13 protein-coding genes are annotated in these 15,075 nt (G+C 72.1%); 3 read left to right on the top strand and 10 right to left on the bottom strand.

All coding sequences use genetic code 11. The features are described 5' to 3' along the window. The first annotated feature begins 21 nt into the window (after positions 1-21). Positions 22-522 (top strand): DUF4190 domain-containing protein, encoded by a 501-nt coding sequence (locus PKF00_RS10575; protein ID WP_271217244.1) that lies wholly within the window; start codon positions 22-24, stop codon positions 520-522. Positions 523-954: 432 nt separating this feature from the next. Here PKF00_RS10575 and PKF00_RS10570 read toward each other — a convergent pair whose 3' ends face one another. Next, on the bottom strand, positions 955-4,464 hold the full coding sequence (locus PKF00_RS10570; RefSeq protein WP_271217432.1) for an indolepyruvate ferredoxin oxidoreductase family protein: 3,510 nt from the start codon (positions 4,462-4,464) through the stop codon (positions 955-957). A gap of 115 nt (positions 4,465-4,579) precedes the next feature. Here PKF00_RS10570 and PKF00_RS10565 point away from each other — a divergent pair, with 115 nt between their 5' ends. Further along, a complete protein-coding gene (locus PKF00_RS10565; protein ID WP_271217243.1) occupies positions 4,580-5,032 on the top strand; it encodes an Lrp/AsnC family transcriptional regulator in 453 nt (150 codons plus the stop codon). A gap of 60 nt (positions 5,033-5,092) precedes the next feature. Here PKF00_RS10565 and PKF00_RS10560 read toward each other — a convergent pair whose 3' ends face one another. The 4 genes from PKF00_RS10560 to PKF00_RS10545 all read right to left on the bottom strand — a co-directional run bounded on the left by PKF00_RS10560 (position 5,093) and on the right by PKF00_RS10545 (position 9,175). Continuing rightward, a complete protein-coding gene (locus PKF00_RS10560) occupies positions 5,093-6,382 on the bottom strand; it encodes a tetratricopeptide repeat protein (RefSeq protein ID WP_271217242.1) in 1,290 nt (429 codons plus the stop codon). A gap of 70 nt (positions 6,383-6,452) precedes the next feature. Then, entirely contained in the window at positions 6,453-7,862 is a 1,410-nt protein-coding gene (locus PKF00_RS10555) for a DUF4331 domain-containing protein (protein WP_271217241.1), read from the bottom strand. A 303-nt stretch (positions 7,863-8,165) separates the two neighbouring features. After that, positions 8,166-8,360 (bottom strand): DUF397 domain-containing protein, encoded by a 195-nt coding sequence (locus PKF00_RS10550; protein ID WP_271217240.1) that lies wholly within the window; start codon positions 8,358-8,360, stop codon positions 8,166-8,168. Further along, the gene (locus PKF00_RS10545; protein ID WP_271217239.1) at positions 8,351-9,175 is read right to left on the bottom strand and encodes a helix-turn-helix domain-containing protein; all 825 of its coding nucleotides are present in this window, start codon (positions 9,173-9,175) and stop codon (positions 8,351-8,353) included. Before PKF00_RS10545 ends, PKF00_RS10550 begins: the two co-directional genes overlap by 10 nt. 179 nt (positions 9,176-9,354) lie before the next feature. On the opposite strand from PKF00_RS10545, the gene PKF00_RS10540 reads away from it, so the two are divergent. Continuing rightward, positions 9,355-9,780: a hypothetical protein gene (locus PKF00_RS10540; protein ID WP_271217238.1), complete on the top strand. Its 426-nt coding sequence runs from the start codon at positions 9,355-9,357 to the stop codon at positions 9,778-9,780. Positions 9,781-9,811: 31 nt separating this feature from the next. Here PKF00_RS10540 and PKF00_RS10535 read toward each other — a convergent pair whose 3' ends face one another. The 5 genes from PKF00_RS10535 to edd form a co-directional block, all read right to left on the bottom strand. Next, entirely contained in the window at positions 9,812-10,405 is a 594-nt protein-coding gene (locus PKF00_RS10535; RefSeq protein ID WP_271217237.1) for a TetR/AcrR family transcriptional regulator, read from the bottom strand. Between the two features lie 130 nt (positions 10,406-10,535). After that, the gene (locus tag PKF00_RS10530; protein ID WP_271217236.1) at positions 10,536-11,240 is read right to left on the bottom strand and encodes an ATP-binding protein; all 705 of its coding nucleotides are present in this window, start codon (positions 11,238-11,240) and stop codon (positions 10,536-10,538) included. 335 nt (positions 11,241-11,575) lie between these two features. Then, the gene (gene eda / locus PKF00_RS10525) at positions 11,576-12,187 is read right to left on the bottom strand and encodes a bifunctional 4-hydroxy-2-oxoglutarate aldolase/2-dehydro-3-deoxy-phosphogluconate aldolase (protein WP_271217235.1); all 612 of its coding nucleotides are present in this window, start codon (positions 12,185-12,187) and stop codon (positions 11,576-11,578) included. Continuing rightward, a complete protein-coding gene (glk, locus tag PKF00_RS10520; RefSeq protein ID WP_271217234.1) occupies positions 12,184-13,140 on the bottom strand; it encodes a glucokinase in 957 nt (318 codons plus the stop codon). The genes eda and glk overlap by 4 nt, the downstream gene beginning before the upstream one ends. A gap of 10 nt (positions 13,141-13,150) precedes the next feature. Then, entirely contained in the window at positions 13,151-15,028 is a 1,878-nt protein-coding gene (gene edd, locus PKF00_RS10515; protein WP_271217233.1) for a phosphogluconate dehydratase, read from the bottom strand. Positions 15,029-15,075 lie beyond the last annotated feature (47 nt).

Genomic DNA, 15,075 nt, shown 5'->3' with positions numbered 1-15,075 from the left:
CTTAAGTCTCAGGAGCCTCTCATGAACGACCAGTACGGGCAGTACGGGCAGTACGGGCCGCCCCAAGGCCGGCCGCCGCAGCCCCACACCATGCCGCCGCAGTACGGGCCGCCGCCCGGGCAGCCTTTCCACGGCCGGCAAACCCAGCAGATGCCTGGCCCGTACAGCTACCACCAGCCCGCCCCGCCGATGCCGGCGCCGCGTAATGGCTTAGGTTTGGCAGCGCTCATCTGCGGCGGCATCGGATGCCTGTTCGGATTCGTCGCCATTGGATTCGTCATAGCCGGACCTCTGGCGATCGTCGCCATCGCCCTCGGCATCACCGGCATGTCCCGCGCCCGCAAAGGCGTGGCGACAAACGGCGGTGTCGCGACCATCGGGATGATCCTCGGCATCTTCGCCGCCACCGCATCCATCTGGGGAGCTCAGCATGTGTTCACTGCTGTTAATGACACCCAGCGGCGCATCGACTGCATCGCATCAGCGGACACCGAGGATGAGATGTTGGCCTGTGCGAAGTAGTCGCCGTGTCCATCGCACTCCCCGAACCGGGGTGTTGCGACGACCGCTGGAAGGGAGGGAGAGCGTGACGGAGCGCCCCCTCGTCACCGCAGCGAGTTGATGAGCTTCTGCGGCTCGAGGTCGAAGAAGTCATAGGAGAGTCGAACAGTTCCTTCTTGTCACTCCTGCAATAACTTCGAACGCACCCAGGTCTTGCCCCGAGGCGGCGGGTAGAGGCCGGAGACGTAGGCGTACCCGTCGACGACGGTCTGTGGATCGAGCGCTCCGCCTCCTCCAGCCCTCTCCTGCTCTCCGGCTTCTTCCTTTCCCTCCGGTCAAGCACCGGCTGCAGGAGGCGTCGACGACGGGGCCGGGCCGCCCGAGAGCGACCCGGTGACCCCGGCGGCACCGCCGCCATGCGACGGAAGAGGCGTGCTCCGAGATCAACGCGCGTCAGACGCGCGGGTCCTGGCCGTCGCCCAGCCGGTCGAGGATGACCTGGGCGGACTCGCGGTACTTGGCCACGTTGCGCAGTTTGACGTGCTCGTAGCCTCGGATCACGTCCGGCAGCTCGGCCAGCTCCAGGACCAGCTCCTGGTTCTCCGGGCGCAGGCGGGACAGGGCGCGGCGCACGTCGCGGGTGTACTCGCCGACGAGCTCGCGTTCGGTCCTGCGCACCCCGGCCATGCCGAACGGGTCCAGGCGGGTGCCGCGCAGCCGGCGCATGCCGTACAGCAGGCGGAAGGCCGGATCGAACCAGACGCCGAGGCGGATCTTGCGGTTCATGCCCATGGCGCGCAGGACCGGCGGGTGCAGGTTGTAGGAGATCTTGGCTCCGGGGCCGAACTCCGCGGCGATCCGGGCGCGCTCGGCGGGGTCGAGGTGCAGCCGGGCGACCTCGTACTCGTCTTTGTAGGCCATGAGCCGGTGCAGGTGGCGGGCGTAGGCCTCGGTGATCGGCGAGGGCCCTCCGGAGGACTTCCGCTCCTCGGCAAGGACCGCCCTGACCGCGTCGGTGTAGCGGGCGGCGTAGCGCGGGTTCTGGTAGGCGGCCAGGTCGGACACCCGTACCGTGAGCAGGCGGTGCAGCTCGGTGTCCCGCTCCGCGACGGAGTCGACGAGTCTCGTGACCTCCGGGCTCGGCGACGGCTCGGCGGGGGAGGAGGGGCGGGTCGCCTCGGCCACGGCCTCGGGGGCGGCGACGACGGCCCTGCCCCAGTGGAAGGCGGCGATCGTCATGTCGGCAGCCCTGCCGCCGCCGCGCCGTACGGCCCGCTCGATCGACTCCAGGCTGAGCGGGATGAGCCCGCGCTGCCAGGCCGCGCCGACCACGATCGTGTTCGCGGGCATGTGGTCGCCGAACAGCGCCTGGGCCAGTTCCTCGGCGTCGAGGTAGACGTTCAGCTCGCGAAGCGTGCGGGCCTCGAGCGCGCCGATCGGCGAACCGAGCTCGGTGACGTGCGTGGCGGGGTCGAGGACCATCGAGCCGGTGGGGACCAGGCTCGTGGAGACCACCGCGACGGTCCGGTCGCGGTCGGCGGTGCGCAGGTGTTTCGGGTCGGTCGCGCCGAGCAGGTCGAGCGCGAGGTAGGCGTCGACCCCGCCGGTGCCCGCCCGGGCCGAGCGGTCGTCCTCGCCCTCGAAGATCAGGATGTCGGAGACGACCGTGCCGCCCTTCTGGGCCAGCCCCGTCTGGTCGAGTCCCCGGGACCGCTTGCCGTCCAGCATCGCGGCGGTGCCGAGGATCTGCGCCACCGAGACCACGCCGGTGCCGCCGATGCCGACCAGCCTGACGGTCGCCTCCCCGGTGCGGAAGACGGGCGCGGGCATCTCGGGAGGAGCAGGCGCGGTGACGCGCGGCTTGGCCTTCCCGCCGCTCTTCCCGCCGGGCACGACGGTCAGGAAGGACGGGCAGTCGCCCTCGACGCACGAGTAGTCCTTGTTGCAGGACGACTGGTGGATCTCGGTCTTACGGCCGAACTCTGTCTCGACCGGCAGCACCGACAGGCACTCCGACTTCTGCCCGCAGTCGCCGCACCCCTCGCACACCCGCTGGTTGATCGCCACACGCCTGACGGGGTCGGGCAGGTCGCCCTTCTTGCGCAGCCGCCGCTTCTCCGCCGCGCACTGCTGGTCGTGGACCAGCACGGTCACGCCGGGAACCGCAGCCAGCTCCCGCTGCGCCTGCTCGAGCGCGGTGCGGTCGCGGACCTCGGCGATCCGGGAGAGCGTCACCCCCCGGTAGCGTTCCGGCTCGTCGGTGGTGACGATCACCCGCCGCACGCCCTCGGCCTCCAGCCAGCGGGTCAGGTCGGCCACGGCCAGCGAGGGCGTGATCGTCTGGCCGCCGGTCATCGCGACCGCGCTGTTGTAGAGCAGCTTGTAGGTGATGTTGACCCCCGCGCCGACGGCGGCGCGCACGGCGAGCGAGCCCGAGTGGTGGAAGGTGCCGTCGCCCAGGTTCTGGAAGATGTGCGGGGTCTCGGTGAACGGCGCCTGGCCGATCCACTGCGTGCCCTCGCCGCCCATCTGGGTCAGGCCCGTCAGCGAGCCCTTGCCCTCGCGGTTGATCACGACCATCGTGTGGCAGCCGATGCCCGCGCCGACGGGGGCGTTGTCGGGGACGGCGGTCGAGCGGTTGTGCGGGCAGCCGGAGCAGAAGAACGGGGTGCGCTGCGGGCCGAGAAGCTTCAGCGGCGCGGGACGGGAGATCACGGCCAGCCCCTTCGTGACCCGCTCGCCCGCGGAGGCCTCGATGCCCGCGCGGCGCAGCCGGAAGGCGACCGCCTTGGCGGCCAGGTCGGCGTCGACGCCCCCGGTCCTCGGGATCAGCGGGGCGCCGTTCTCGTCGAGCTTGCCCAGGACGCGCGGGGCGTCCGCGGTGCCGTACAGGACGTCCTTGACCAGGGTCTCCAGCATCGGGCCCTTCTCCTCGACGATGAGGATCTCGGTGAGCCCCCTGGCGAAGGTCCTGACGATCTCCGGCTCGAGCGGCCAGATCATGCCGATCTTGAGAATGCGGACCCCGAGCTCGGCCGGGTCGACGCCCAGCCTGCGGAACGCCTCGCGCACGTCGTAGTAGGCGGTGCCGGAGGCGACGATGCCGAGCCAGGCGTCACGGGGGTCGACGGTGACCTGGTTGAGGCCGTTCTCCCTGGCGTAGGCGCGGGCCAGTTCGAGGCGCGGCCCGGTGAGCGTCCGCTCCATCTCCAGCGACCACGGCGTGAGCAGGGTGGCGTCGGGCACGTGCCGGTACGGCTTGCCCTCGTACTCGACGACGGGCGTGACGGGGACCACGCGGCCCGCGCCGACATGGACCGTTCCTGTCGCGTCGACGACGTCGGTGACCGCCTTGACCGCCACCCACAGGCCGCTGGCCCGGGAGGCCGCGATCGCGTGACGGCCCAGGTCGAGCAGCTCCTGGACGCTGCCCGGGTGGATGATCGGCATGCCGAGGGCGGCGAGCGCGCTCTCCGTCGCCGAGGGGAGCGTGGACGACTTGCAGATCGGGTCGTCGCCGCACAGGGCGATCAGGCCGCCCTGGGGGTGGGCGCCGACGAAGTTGCCGTGCCGCAGCGCGTCGGCGGCGCGGTCGACGCCGGGGGCCTTGCCGTACCAGACGCCCAGCACGCCGGCCTTGCGCGGTCTGGGAAGCACGGGCACGAGCTGGCTTCCCCAGACCGCGGTCGCGCCGAGCTCCTCGTTCTGGCCGGGGCGGTGCACGACGTCCAGCGGTTCCGCGTGCCGCCGCGAGCGGGCGAGCTCCATGTCGAAACCGCCGAGAGGGGAGCCCGGATAGCCGGAGACCATCGTCCCGGTGTCGAGGCCCGCGGCGCGGTCGGCGCGCATCTGGTCGAGGATCACCCGGACCAGGGCCTGCGTTCCGGTCATGAACACCTGGCCCTCTTCAAGGGCGTATCGGTCATCGGGAGCCGTTTCGCGGATTTCGGCGGAGATCGTCATGATCATGGGTCCCGTCTTGCCGTGCTCTTCTGGATTGCCGCAAGGTTATGCCAGGATGTCCGAAATATGATGTCAATATTTATTGCCATAGGCTCCTTGGTTAGCATCTGGTGCCATGGACGCAACTGATCGCGCAATCATCGGCCTTCTGCAGCTGGAGGGCAGGCTCAGCAACCTCGAACTCGCCGAACGCGTGCGGCTGACCCCTTCGCCCTGTCTGCGCCGAGTGCGCAACCTGGAGGAGACGGGGGTGATCAGCGGTTACCGGGCCGTGATCGACCCGGTGGCCGTCGGGCGCGGCTTCCAGGTCCTCGCCTACGTGGAGCTGGAGGGGCAGGACGCGGAGACGGTCACCGCCTTCGAGGAGGCCGTCATGGAGATCGAGGACGTGGTCGAGTGCCTGCGGATGTTCGGCCGCCCCGACTACGTGCTGCGGGTCGCGGTGCCCGACATGGAGGCCTACAGCCAGCTGTGCCTGGAGAGGCTCGGCCGCCTGCCTGGCCTCGACAAGCTGACCTCCCAGATCGCCATGAAGGCCCTCAAGCCCGGCGGTGTCCTGCCGCTGTGAGCCGGACAGGAAGCCAGGCGGGGAGCCGGACAGGAAGCCGGGCGGGGGGCCGGAGTCGCCTCACGCCGCGCCCAGCTCGATCAGCGCCTGACGGGCCTTCGGCGCGCCCGCGAGGGAGAAGTACGGGTTGATCCGCAACGCCCTGGTCAGATGGGCCCGCGCGACGGTCCGGCGCCCCAGGGCGCGCTCGATCTCGCCCCGGTGGTAGGCGAACAGCGCGTCGTGGCCGCCGAGCCGCTCCGCGCGGGCGGCGTACCCGGCCGCCTCGGCGTCACGGCCCGCCCGGTGCAGGGCCCACCCCAGGGCGTCGGCCGCCTCGACGCTGCCACGCCGCCTCCACTCCGCCTCCAGACGCCGCACGGCCGCGCCGGGGTCGCCGTGGTCGGCCTCGTACCGTCCCGCCTCCAGGGCGTCGGCCGTCCCCGCGGCCCCCATGAGCCTGTTGCCCGCCACGAAGACCGCGTACTGCTGCCGGGCCTTCTCCGGCTGCCCCAGATACTCGTACAACTCGCCGAACTCGACGGCGAACCCGGGATCGCGCGCCACCGCGGCGCCGTAGTCGCGGATCGCCGAGCCGCTCCAGCCGAGAGCCGCCTCCGCCCTCGCCCGCCCCGCGAAGGACGCGGCGTGACCGGGGTCGGCGGCCAGCGCCCGCCCGTAGGCGCGCAGCGCCTCCCTCGGACGCCCGCTCTCCCATTCGATCTCGCCGAGCTGGAAGTCGCACAGGGCCAGGTCGGTGGAGGAGGAGGCCATCAGACGTGTCCGCAGCAGCGCCTCCCTCGCCCGCTCGCTCTCGCCGCGCAGCCGCAGCAGGTGGACGGCGCGGGAGAGCGAGGCCACGTCGGGCCTGCCGTCGAGCATCCGCTGCAGGGCCCGCTCCGCCCGGCCGTACCGGCCGAGTCCGGTGTAGGCGTCGGTGAGCACTCCGTACAGCGGCCAGCGGTAGGGCGCGGCCCTGCGGGCCCGCAACGCCCAGGCGCGCGCCCGGCCGAACTCGTGCCGGGCGTTGGCCAGGGTGCCCAGCCCGATCATCGCGTCGACCTGGGGGGACAGCTTCAGGGAGCGTTCGAAGGCCCCGCGCGCCCTCACGTAGTGAGCCGGGTCCCCTGTGCGTCTCGCCTGCTCCAGGTGCGCGCCGCCCAGGTCGGCCCAGGTCCGCGCGTCGGCGGGGTGGCGGCGCAGGTACGACTGCGCGCCGGTGATGAAGTCGGCCGGGTCGGGGGACGCGGGCGCGGGCCGTGACGGCTCCATCCCGGTGTCGCGCAACGTCCTGGCGTCGCGCGACGTTCCCGCCGTGGCGAACAGGGCGAACAGGGCGCCGCTCACGGCCAGGCATCCGAACAACGGCATGAATCTCGGTAGGCGCTTCATTCCCGCGGTCCCAGAGGTAGTGGTCTTCAGGAGATCTTCGAGGAGGGCGTCAGAAGTAGTTGGGGATGGCGAGGTAGGGGAAGAAGCCCGTCACCGGCTTGGTCAGCAGGACGGCGGCGTTCTCGTCGACCAGCCAGGGGCTGCCCGCCCCCGCGGGCTCTCCCATGAGCATACGCAGGCCGATGGCGACCACGTCGTCGGTCAGGCGGCGGCCGTTGGGAAACCCCTGCGGATCGTCACGGAGGAGGCCGTACCTGTGCGGGGCGGCGGTGACGGGAGTGCCCATGTTGAGCCGCAGCTCCTCGGCGGGCGCGAACCCGTCCCTCACGACGTCGCGGTTGAGCAGCTGGGAGTTGAGGTCCCGCCTGATCGGACCGTCCGAGCGGGTCGTCAGCCCGGTGAGGTACACCTCCTCCAGGTCCCTGCGAGGCGCCTCGGGCGCGCGCGCCCCGGTCGCGGCCTGCACCTGCCCGGCCCGCTCCGGATTCAGCAGCCCGCCCACCACCTCGGCCGTCCCCCGGTCCTGGTGCGGGCTCATCCCGTTGAAACGGTCCTGGGAGGCCCGGGGGACGAACATCTCGTTGAAGTCGGGATTGCCGAGACGGGACACCTGGACGTACTCCGCCTCGTCGGGCGAGCGCAGGCCCAGCGACCTGCGCGAGGCCGTGGCCCACACGCCGACCACCGGGTTGGCCCGCGGGTCGCCGCCCAGCGCCAGCTCCGACTTCGGCACCTGGAGGGCCAGCGCGTTCACGTTCAGCGGGACGCCGGTCGCCGCCGGAGGGCTGGGCACGCCGAAACGCAGCAGGCCGACGGCCTTGCCGTCGCTGTAGAACGGGTCGGCGGCCTGCCCCGCGAAGGCAAGGCCGCCACCGGGCAGCCTGACCACCGCCTCGTCGCGCAGCCGCCGGTAGTCGGGCATGACGAGGCTGCCGAGGTGGGACGGCGCCGCGATCGCGTCCTCGACCAGGATCTGCTCGGGCCTGCCCGGCCGCAGCCTGCGCAGCGTGTAGTGCTGGCGGAAGAGCAGGGAGCCGTCGCGCGCCGACCTCACCACCCCCCTGGTCGCGAGCGAGGTGAACGCCGGGCGCCGGTCCTCGTCGGTGAACGTCCAGCGGTAGGTGATGTCGGGCCTCCCGGTGCCCGTGTTGTCGACGTGCAGGTCGTAGTGCGTTTCCGTGGCGAACGGGCGAAGCGTGTTGTGCGGCTGGAAGGGGGCGTAGTCGACCACCAGCGTGACCGTGTCCTGCCTCTCCGGGCTGGTGAACGCGTAGAGGTCCGCGGCGTCGACCTGCGGGTCGCCGGTCGACGCCGGGGCGTCCCAGTGGCCGGTCGCCCCGACCGGCTTGGCCGCAGGTCCGAGCAGGAGGCCTCCGGCCACGATCGTCGCGCAGACGCCGACGGCGAGGATCGACGCCCTGCTCCGCGGCGAGCTCGCCGGCTCACTGAGTTCTCCCATGGCCTCCTGCCTGAATTCGCTGTCGAAGGCCGCGGGGCGGGCGGCGCGTCGCCGCGGCGGGGAAGTGTTCGTGCCGCGGCGGCACGCGGGCCGAGAGGAGCCGGCCTTCCCGGAGAACGCGCCCGTCGGCCTCCTGGCTCATGATCAAATTAGCATCGGCGAACCGGGGCCCCCGCCGAGCGTCAGCCAAGAAACGCCAAAAACAAGATCGCCGAAGCGTCGCCGGGCCGCCGCGGCGCGTGAAGCGGGAGGGGCGCATGCGAGACGGCCCCCGCGGGAGCGGCGGGGGCCGTCGGGTTTCTCTCAGACCCTGCCGGTCTTGACGCGCGTCAGGAAGTCGGTCCACACCTGGGGGGTGAACAGCAGGGCGGGCCCCTCGGGGTTCTTGCTGTCGCGCACCGCGACGACACCGGGGAGGTTGACGGCCACCTCCACGCATTCGCCGCCGTTGCCGTTGCTGCGGCTGCTCTTGCGCCACTGTGCGCCGGTCAGATCCATGTGTTCATCCTTTTCTCGATGAAGGCCGCCGATGCGGCCTGGGGTAGGGCATAGGAGCGCAGGGCGTCGAACTGGGCCGATAGAGGGTCGACCCGCGCCGGATCGATCAGGATTTGCGCGGATTCCGCGTTCTCCATGTACACGATGTCGGGGGCGCCTTTGAAGGAGAGCACCAATATGGGGCCCGCCAGCCCGGCGTACGCGCCCACCTCGAACGGAATCACCTGGATGGTGACCCTCGGTCGCGTCGTGGCTTTCAGAAGGTGTTCCAGCTGCCCGCGCATGACACCGCCGCCGCCGATGGGGCGGGTCAGCACGGCCTCGTCCAGCAGGACGAAGAGGATCGGGGGGTCCGGCCGGTCGAGCAGTCGCTGCCGTTGCATACGCACAGTAATCATCTCCTCAACCTCCTTCTCGGTGTCGAACGGCCGTCCCGCCCGGGTCAGAGCCCGCGCGTAGTCCTCGGTCTGCAGCAGCCCGGGAACCACCGCGAGCTGGTAGTTGCGCAGCGTCCGAGCCTCCCACTCCAGCTCGAACAGCGAGCGAACCCAGGCGGGGGAGGACTCTCGGCCGATGAGCGGCCAGAGCTTCACGAGGGTCCCGCCCGTCTCCAGCACCTCGTCGCATCTCTGCGCGAACTTCCTGGTGGGAGCACGGGCGGCGGTCTCGATCAGGCCGACCAGAGAGGTGGAGTAGGAGGTCCGCCTGGCCAGCTCCTGCTGGCTCCAGCCTCTCGCCTCCCGCAACCTGCGCAGCTCGGATCCCCAGTAGGCGCTGACGCTCGTACTGGGGTCCAGCTCCTTCGGTGCGGGCATGGGGGGCTCCCGTCTTTTCTGGGTCCTACAGGGGTCGGGGTGGAACCTACAGCCGACCCGAACCGAGGTGCATGTACCTCTTCGTAGCCGAACATCTACAGAAAGTAATCACTCCTGTTCACTCTGGGAAGAGGAAACGACGAATCGTTTCCATGGAATGCCGAGAGGAGGTGGACGGTGTGATCGTCCAAGGCGCGCTCGCCGGGACGCCCGCCGTACACGCCGCCGGTCTGCTCAGGGACGAGCTGGCACGGCAGGGCGTCGAAGGCGACGTTCACGGCGGCTACGGCCTGGCACTGGTGTCGGTGCGGGGGGACCTGGTGATCTGGACCGACGGGATGGTCTACCGCTGGTGGACCGGGCGCATGTCGCCGAAGACGGGGCGGCGGCTCTACGCGGTCTACGGAGTGGACAACCCGGCGACCGTCGCGCGCGGGGTGATGCTGCGCCACGCCGAGCTCAGGGGGGAGCGGCGCCACTCCGTCGCGCCCCCGCCCGACAGGACGGTCCCGCCGCCGGGCAGGGCCGTGCGCCCTGCGGTCAGGGCGACGGGCGTGCCCGCCAGGGCGGGTGAGGACCACCCCTGGGGGGCTCCCGTCCGGTAGGCGGGCGCGAGGGCGGGCCCGTCCGACTCTCTCACTGCCGGTGCTGTATGCCCTGCATGGTCAGCGACAGCAACCGGTCGGTCAGGTTCGCCCGCCCGGGGATCTGCTCGTTCGCCCAGGCGATCGCGGCGCCGAGCGTGAGCAGTTCCTCGATGACCAGGTCGGAGCGTACGGCCCCGGCCTCCTGCGCGCGCGTCAGAAGCCGGGCGGCGGCCGCGCGCATGGACACGCAGGACCGGTGGAGCTCCGAGCCCTCGTCCTGCACCCCGCTCATGACCGAGGCGGGAAGTCCCCGGTAGGTGGCGCTGCCGACGGCGAAGTCGTGCAGCCACGTGGTCAGCGCGTCCCCGGGGGAGGGGGCGGTGAGCAGTTCGTCCGCGGCGGCGCAGAGCCTGTCGAAGCCGTGGCCGATCAACGCCTCCAGAAGCGCCTCCCGGGTGGGGAAGTGCCGGTAGAGCGTGCCGATGCCGACCCCCGCGCGCCTGGCGACGTCCCGCAGGGAGGCGTCGGTCCCCTGCTCGGAGAAGACCGTCCTGGCGGCGGCCAGCACCCGGTCGCGGTTGCGGCGGGCGTCCGCGCGCATGGCGGGTTCCGCGCTGGTCGGGGTTTCGGTCGCTTTCACCATGCGGCGGCCTTTCTGGATCACGGGCGGAGTACCGATACTATGTTCCGGAGCGCTGCTCCATATGTTCGGTGCCCGCCGGGTGCGCGCCGACGCCTTCCGGAGACGCGTCGCCCCCCGCCCGCTCCGCCCGTCAGGTCCGGGCCGCCGGACGCCCGGGGCGGGGGCCGGTGAAACGGATGGCGCCGAGCCGGTCGGCGGCGGGTCTGTCCAGCAGCGTGACACCGGCCGCGGGGGGAAGGGACCCGCCACGGGCGCGGTCGACGATGACCCGCCAGCGGCGGCAGTGCCGGGCGAAGGTCGTGGCGGTGACCACCCGTCCCCGGGAGAACTGTCCCGCGCGGGCCGTCTGCGGCTCCACGTCGAGCAGGATCAGGTGGACCTCGCCGCCCGCGCGGCGGGCGATCCAGGCGAAGCCGTACAGGATGTGCGACCAGGTGCCCCTGGTGTGCGCGACCACGTCGTGCCCGCCCAGCACGGCCCGCGCGATCCGCCACACGTGGGTGGCGTGCACGATCGGGGTGCGGGCCCGGGGAGGGACCGGGCCCAGGTAGCGGGCCCACCAGTTGCGCGACTGCCGCGAGTCGATCACCCGGACCGCGCCCGAGGCCACCGGCTCCCGCTCGTCGCCCCTGAGGCCGTACAGCCGGTCGAGCAGAGTGCTCTTGCCCGCGCCGGGAAGCCCGGCGAGCAGGACCAGCGACCCGGCGGGATACTCCAGGACCTCGGAGCCGCCCTTCGGCGACGGGGCCGGGTCGGCGGGTGCCGGGGGCGGGACGTCGGGCGCCGGGACGGCGGACGTCGGGCAGGGAGTGGGGGAGGAAAGGTCTGCGGGCATGAGGGCTCCTCGAATGACGCGGTCACTCGAGGTCTCCTTCACCCGCGTCGCACGGGCGACCGCCCGGGGACGCCGCAGGGCGTCCGTACTGACCGGGTCGGTTCTTGGGAAGTACTCCCCTCGTCGTTACAGGGTAGGGGAAGCACGCCCCCGCCTCCACCTTTCGGACGAATCCATCCACTTACTCCGCGCTGGGGAGACGGACATGTCACCTGATCGCCCAAGGGCGCCCCGGATCACGAGGCGGCGGTGCGGAGGGCCCGGCGGTGCGACGGGACGGCTCCGGAGCGGGGACGGTCCGCCTCCCACAGGAGGCTTCCGGGCGGACGGTCTCCTCAGCGGAGCGCCGCCGCCTCGGAGGCCAGCTTCTCGATGCGGGCGTAGTCGCCCTCGGCGAGCGCGTCCGCGGGGGTGAGCCAGGTCCCCCCCACGCACCCGACGTTGGGCAGGGCGAGGTAGTCGGGAGCCGTCGCGAGCCTGATCCCGCCCGTCGGGCAGAAGCGCACGTCGGCCAGCGGGCCCGCGAGCGACTTCAGGTACGGCAGGCCCCCCGCCGCCTCCGCGGGGAAGAACTTCATCTCGGTCAGCCCGCGCTCGGCCAGCGCCAGGACCTCGGACGCGGTCGCCACCCCCGGAAGGAACGGCACGCCGCCGCCCTCCATGGCGTCCAGCAGCGCGGGCGTGCTGCCCGGGCTGACCAGGAACCGGGCCCCGGCGGCCACGGCGGCGGTCACGTCGGCCCCGGTACGGATGGTTCCCGCGCCGATGACCGCCTCGGGCACCTCGGCGGCGATGCGCTCGACGGCCTCCAGCGCACCGGCCGTGCGGAGGGTCACCTCGATCACCGGCAGGCCGCCCGCCACCAGGGCGCGGGCCAGAGGGACGGCGGTCTCCGGATCGTCGATGACGACGACCGGGATCACCGGGGCGATGTCGAGCAGACTCATGCGTACTCCATGTTGGACAGGCGTTGGTCCAGCCACGCGGCCGCGCCGACGAGCGCGGGCTGGGGGGCCACGATCAGGGTCGTGGCGATGTCGGACAGGTAGTCGTTCAGCGTGGGGGTGTTCTCGAACCGGCGGCGGAAGTCGCTGGAACGGACACGGTCTACGATACGGGGCAGCACGCCGCCGCCGAGGTAGACGCCGCCGCGGGCTCCCAGGGTGAGGGCCACGTTCCCCGCGAAGGTGCCGAGCATGCCGCAGAACACCTCGACGGTCTCCGCGCACAGCGAGTCGTCCATCCTGGCCACGATGTCCGAGGCGGACAGGCGGGGAGCCCTGACCCCGCGCACCAGCGCGAGGGCGCGGTGCAGCCGGGTCAGCCCGGGACCGGACAGCAGGTGCTCGGCCACCACGTGCTCCAGCCCGTCGGCGCGCAACGCGCTGACGATCTCGTGGTCCCGCTCGTCGAGGATCGGCACGGTGACGTGACCGCCCTCGCCGGGGATCGCCACCCAGCCCTCGGCCGCGGGCACCAGACCGCCGACCCCGAGACCGGTTCCCGGACCGAGCACGGCCTTGACCCCGCGGGAGGGCGCGGGGCCGCCCAGCGAGACCAGGTCGCCGTCGCCCAGGTAGGGCAGGGACTCGGCCAGGGCCTCGAAGTCGTTGAGCAGTTCGGCGTTGGGGATCCCCAGGTCGCGCACCGAGCCGGACCATCCGGCGTTCGTCAGCCGGTAACGGTCGCCCTTGACCGGTCCCGCTATCGCTATGCAGGCCGCTCCCGGCTGAACTCCGCCCGCGTGTTCCGCGAGATAGGCGGCTACGGCTTCGGGAAGGCCGTCGTACTCGGCGCCGGCCAGCACGGCCACCGCCTCAGGACCCCCGCCTCGTCTTGTCACCAGGCCGAATCGGGCGTTCGTTCCCCCGACGTCGGCGACGAGCCATGGCAGGCTCACCGGACCTCCCTCACGCCTCGGCTCCGTTCGCGAGTGCGGCGACGCTCTCGGCGCGGCCGTTCAGGGCGAAGATCCCGGCGCCGCGCTCGGCGGGCCCCGCCGTACGGCGGAAGGCGGCGAACAGCTCGCGGCCCGTGCCCGTCCACTGGGCGTCGGTGAGCGGCGCGCCCTGCGGGGTGCGGGCCGCCAGCTCCTCGGCGGGGACCAGCAGTTCGAGGGTGCCCTCGGTCGAGTCGAGGCGGATCGGGTCGCCGTCCTGGACCAGCGCGATCGGACCCCCGTGGGCGGCCTCGGGCGACAGGTGGATGGCGGCGGGGACCTTGCCGGACGCGCCGGACATGCGGCCGTCGGTGACGATCGCCACCCGCTGCCCCCGGTCGAGCAGCACCGCGAGCGGCGGGGTGAGCTTGTGCAGCTCGGGCATGCCGTTCGCGCTCGGTCCCTGGTAGCGGATGACGGCGACGAAGTCCTGGCCGTCCAGCTCGCCCGCCTCGAAGGCGCGCAGCAGTTCCAGCTGGTCGTCGAAGACCTTCGCCGGAGCCTCGATGACGAGGTGCTCCTCCTTGACCGCCGACACCTTGCTGACCGCGCGGCCCAGGTTGCCGTCGAGCATGTGGATGCCGCCGTCGGGGGAGAACGCCTCCGAGACGGGACGCAGCACGTCGGGGTCGGTGCTGCCCTCGGCGCGCTCCTCCCACAGCAGCTCGCCGTCCTTGAGGTGGGGGGCGGAGCGGTAGTGGTCGAGGCCGTGCCCGGCGATCGTCAGCACGTCCGCGTGGAGCAGGCCGGCGTCCAGCAGGTAGCCGATGAGCACCTGCATGCCGCCCGCGGCCTGGAAGTGGTTCACGTCGGCCTGGCCGTTGGGGTACATGCGCGTCAGCAGCGGGACCGCCTTCGACAGCGCGGCCAGGTCGTCCCAGAGCAGCTCGATGCCCGCCGCCGCGGCGATGGCGACGATGTGCATGGTGTGGTTCGTCGAGCCGCCGGTCGCCAGCAGCGCGACACAGGCGTTGATGATCGCCTTCTCGTCGACGACCCTGCCGACGGGGGTGTACTCGCCGCCGTGCGCGGTGATCTCGACCGCCCGCCTGCCCGCCGCCTTCGTCAGGGCCTCGCGCAGCTCGGTGCGCGGGTTGACGAAGGTCGACCCCGGCAGGTGCAGGCCCATGACCTCGATCATGACCTGGTTGGAGTTGGCGGTGCCGTAGAAGGTGCAGGTGCCGGGCGAGTGGTAGGACTGCGACTCGGCGTCGAGCAGCTCGGCCTTGCCGACCTTGCCCTCGGCGAACAGCTGCCGGGTGCGTGCCTTGACCTTGTTGGGCAGACCGGAGGTCATCGGTCCGGCGGGCACGAAGACCGCGGGCAGGTGGCCGAAGTGCAGCGCGCCGATCAGCAGGCCCGGCACGATCTTGTCGCAGACGCCCAGCATGAGGGAGGCGTCGAACATGTCGTGGGAGAGCGCGATCGCGGTGGCCATCGCGATGACCTCGCGGCTGTAGAGCGACAGCTCCATGCCCGCGCGGCCCTGGGTGATGCCGTCGCACATGGCGGGCACGCCGCCCGCGAACTGCGCGACGCCGCCCGCGCCGCGGACGGCCGCCTTGAGGATCGGCGGATAGGTCTCGTACGGCTGGTGGGCCGACAGCATGTCGTTGTAGCTCGACACGATCGCCACGCCCGGCTTGACGTTGGCCCGCAGGTCCCGCTTGTCGCCCTCGCCCGCGGCGGCGAAGCCGTGGGCCAGGTTGGCGCAGCCCAGGCTCCCCCTGGCGGGCCCGCGCTCGCGGGCCGCCTCCGCCTCGGCGTCGAGCCGTGCCAGGTAGGCGGCGCGGCTGGCGCGGCTGCGCTCGGTCAGGCGGTCGGTGATCTCCTGGATGACGGGGTTCATCCGGCCTCCTCCGTCGTCGTTTCGGTCTTCGTGGTTCGCGAGGTCGT

This window comes from Streptosporangium carneum (assembly GCF_027922005.1).
GTDB classification, from domain to species: Bacteria; Actinomycetota; Actinomycetes; order Streptosporangiales; family Streptosporangiaceae; genus Streptosporangium; species Streptosporangium carneum.
Note: the sequence above shows the minus strand (reverse complement) of the source record. Positions and strands in the feature narration are given on the sequence as shown.